2 protein-coding genes are annotated in these 3,543 nt (G+C 34.9%); one reads left to right on the forward strand and one right to left on the reverse strand.

Annotated features, from left to right (window positions below):
- Positions 1-536: 536 nt before the first annotated feature.
- On the forward strand, positions 537-2,543 hold the full coding sequence (locus tag MUW74_RS00425; protein ID WP_243517192.1) for a hypothetical protein: 2,007 nt from the start codon (positions 537-539) through the stop codon (positions 2,541-2,543).
- A 340-nt stretch (positions 2,544-2,883) separates the two neighbouring features.
- On the opposite strand, the gene MUW74_RS00430 is transcribed toward MUW74_RS00425, so the two are convergent.
- The gene (locus MUW74_RS00430; protein ID WP_243517195.1) at positions 2,884-3,375 is read right to left on the reverse strand and encodes a glutathione peroxidase; all 492 of its coding nucleotides are present in this window, start codon (positions 3,373-3,375) and stop codon (positions 2,884-2,886) included.
- Between the last annotated feature and the right edge of the window lie 168 nt (positions 3,376-3,543).

The following is a 3,543-nucleotide window of genomic DNA, read 5'->3' on the forward strand; positions in this document are numbered from 1 at the left end:
AGGGCTTGATTTTTTGCTTGCTTTTTTATCAAGAAAAAAGTAACAATAAAGATTCATTTTTTACCGGTGTCATGAACAGATACTTACAGATGAAAAAAAACAGTTGCAGGGAGGGAGCTCAAAGGGAGGCTCCTGTTTTTCCAGCTGTAAGCTGTGATGGCAGCCAATTTTTGAACAGGGCTTGATTTTTTGCTTGCTTTTTTATCAAGAAAAAAGTAAGATAAAAATTCCTTACGGCTTATGTACTAATGGTGATCATCCTTAAGTGGACGCCATTGCTTGAACAACCAATGGCGTCAATTTAAGAATCATACATTTTTATTAAAAATAATTGTTATGATATATGATAAAAAAGATAATTATATTACTTATTATTAAGATAAGTTTATTTATAAAAGGTAGTAATAGCATACTAAACTAATGCATTGGCTGTACATAATAAGTTATAAGGAATTTTTAAATCTACTTTTTGCTTGATCAAAAAGTAGCCAACTCTAACCTATTCATGCAACATCTATTTTAAATTCATTTTTGTTATGTCTTATAAAAAAACAAACTTGCTTCTTTGGAAACTTAGTTCTTTTTTATTAATCCTATTTTGCCAAATATTAATGACCTCCTGCCAGAGGTGCGGAAGTCATAAGGATCCTGTTACTGTTTCAGATTCAGATAATCATATTCCAAAAGAGGATAAAGAGGGTAGTCAACTGCAAGTATCTCTTGGTTCTTGTAAGCGATTGGCCACCATCAGTTGCCTACAAGGTAAAAAAACAGATTTGCTATTGCATGTAGAGGGTGAAGTTATTATGACAGATCCTCAGGCACCATATTATCTGGTCTTGATAGGGGTTGCAAATGGTGGATCGATTACCAAAGAATCACCCATAGTCACAACAGCTATAGATAACAAAAATGAAGTGGAGAAATTGATGTGGCAAGAGGATGGTAGTTTTATCTATCCACTTAAAGTAGATGCACTTTCTCTAGATACCAAACAACTTAAATTTACTATCCCTATTACAGTATTAGATAAAGATCAATACATAAAATTGACTTCAAAAAGCTATAACATGCATATGTTATGGGTACAAAATGGTGCAGATGCTATTTCTACTGCTTCTGTACCAATGGATAGCCCAGATAAAGATGAACCATTACCAGATTACCAAGCTATTGGTTTGAAAGCTCTATCTCAAAGTGGCAATGATACAGGTTGGTTTTTAAAAGGTGAAGTAGCCACTTCTTATAGAAATAAGAATCATGTAGAGGTAGGTTTTCTATTAGTAAAAGAAGGTGTTAACCCTTATAATTTGGTTAAACAAGCAATAGCTGATGAAAATGAATGGCCTATCAAAACTGAATTATTTAATAACGGCCACCTAATTGTCGTTCCAGGTAAATTTAGGAACCTTCAACCTAATATAGTAGGCAATCTACTAACTCACGAAGCGCCTATTCAATCCGGTAAGTATAAAATATGTTGTTATTTTGTTCAAAACAAAACACACTATTATTTAAGTCAAATGGAACATTTTTTAGCTGAAGAAAGTTCACTTGCCCAAGATAGTCCTACCCCTCTTATTACATTTGATGGTAGTACCCATCGCTTAACCATATCGAATTTAAAGCTTTCCCGTGATAAAATAACCGGTCAATTTAACAATGTAACCCTTGCTGGGGATGTAATCGAATATTTCGCTGATGGGCAAAAAAAATCAATTCCTTCTGACCAAGCATCCTATGTAGTATTTATAAAAGAAAAAAAAGGTGTTCCATATATTTGGAGAACTGCTATGATTGAATCTTTAGTTAAAGCCTTGCGTGAATCTAATAGTAACGATAGCACAAATGGCAATATCTTAGTGGTTCAAGATCCGAGCAAACCGTTAAGCCAATCTGCTATTGCGTTCTTTAGTAGTGAAGCAGCCTATAGCTATTTCCCTTGCTTATGTGCTACACAAGGTAGTATGTTTAAGTTTCACGGATCACAAGAAGAATTAAGTATAACAGAAAACAAAGAGGAGGAACAACTAACGAATCCGTTAAAGGTTCCAATTCCTCCTATAACCTTAGATAATACAGGAGCGCATATTACTTTGCATGTTGGTAACTCTTGGAAACGAGCATTTTTTTCTGATGCTAATTATACTACCTATGTATTTCCTAAAGTTACCCTTTCTAGTAAAATAGAGAGTCAAAATCAGGGATATATTGTAGTTAAAGCAGAGCATAAAGAGACAATTCAAAAAACAGCAGAAGAGCTGTTTAGAAAGATTGATAAAAATAAAGGCTATATTTATGACCCAATGTTAGGTTTTATTTTTCTCAAGAGGGTGATTAATACAGAGTATGATGAGAAGAGAGCTGCAGAAGGTCCGTCTGACTTTTCTGTAGATCTATACAAGGCATACAGTAAAAATAAAGTTTTAGCTAAGGAAGCTTTCTTTATTAGTTATTGGTTTGAAGCTGAAACAGGAAAAATCGTATGCAGCGATCCAGTAAGTATTGTAGTGAAGCATAAAAGTAAAGAAAAACAAGACTAGATAGGAGGCTATAGATTGAGCTTCGTGGTAGGTCCACACCAAAAAAACGCCTCTTGTAAAATTTCTTGCTTACCAATAGGCTGAATAAGAACTATTATATTTGACAACCCTATCTATTCAGCAGCCTCAAGCTCCAGTGAATGAGCTTTTTTATACCCGTTCAAGGGAGAGGTTTTGTATGCATTCAAGGGTATCTGTTCCTGACACTGTTAAAAAATGAATTTTTATTGTTACTTTTTTATCAAGAAAAAAGGGGGATAAAAAACTTTTTTAACAAAGTCGTGAACAGATACTTTTTTTTAGGTATACATCACGTTTTGTGGGTGAGGGCTAAAGCGTGCTACTTTGCTAGTGCGGCCTCTACGGCTTCTATTACCTTGAGGGCCAAAGGATCTGTTGAAGAAGCAAACCATGTGATCAATTCGCCATCTTTTCCAATCAAGTACTTATGGAAGTTCCATTTTGGACGACCTAATAAAGAGACCTGTGTAGCAGCCCATGCATAAAATGGATGAATAGCTTTTCCGCGAACCGCTGTTAGCTGCGTAATAGGAAAGGTAACGTTACTGCACTTAGCTTTTATAGCTGCTGCTATATCACAAGGCTCATCGGATTCTTGTTTTCCAAAACTTTGGGAAGATACTCCAAGCACCGTAAAGCCACTAGTCTGGTAACGATCATGTAGCCTCTGTAAGGCATCAAATTGACGAGCAAAGCCACAACGCGAAGCAGTATTGACGACTAAAACGACTTTAGCAAAGGCACTACCAAGAAAAAAAGTAGTTCCATCTAATAGGGTAAAGGAAAAATTATTATCTTTTTGCGTATCCATATCGATAATTTGATTTGAGTGTTTGCTTATATCTTTTCAAATGAATCTGTTCATGACACTGGTAAAAAATGGATCTTTATTGTTACTTTTTTCTTGATAAAAAAGTAGCTTTCAAAAATTCATTTTTTACCAGTGTCATGAACAGATACGTTGACTTAGCTTAACCCT

The sequence above is a fragment of the Candidatus Cardinium sp. cBcalN2 genome, assembly GCF_022810445.1.
Taxonomy (GTDB): Bacteria; Bacteroidota; Bacteroidia; order Cytophagales; family Amoebophilaceae; genus Cardinium.

What these genes read in the sequence shown, in the direction of transcription:
- MUW74_RS00425 (WP_243517192.1), top strand. Translation starts at nt 537, where the DNA reads ATGTCTTATAAAAAAACAAACTTGCTTCTTTGGAAACTTAGTTCTTTT.
- MUW74_RS00430 (WP_243517195.1), bottom strand. Translation starts at nt 3,375, where the DNA reads ATGGATACGCAAAAAGATAATAATTTTTCCTTTACCCTATTAGATGGA.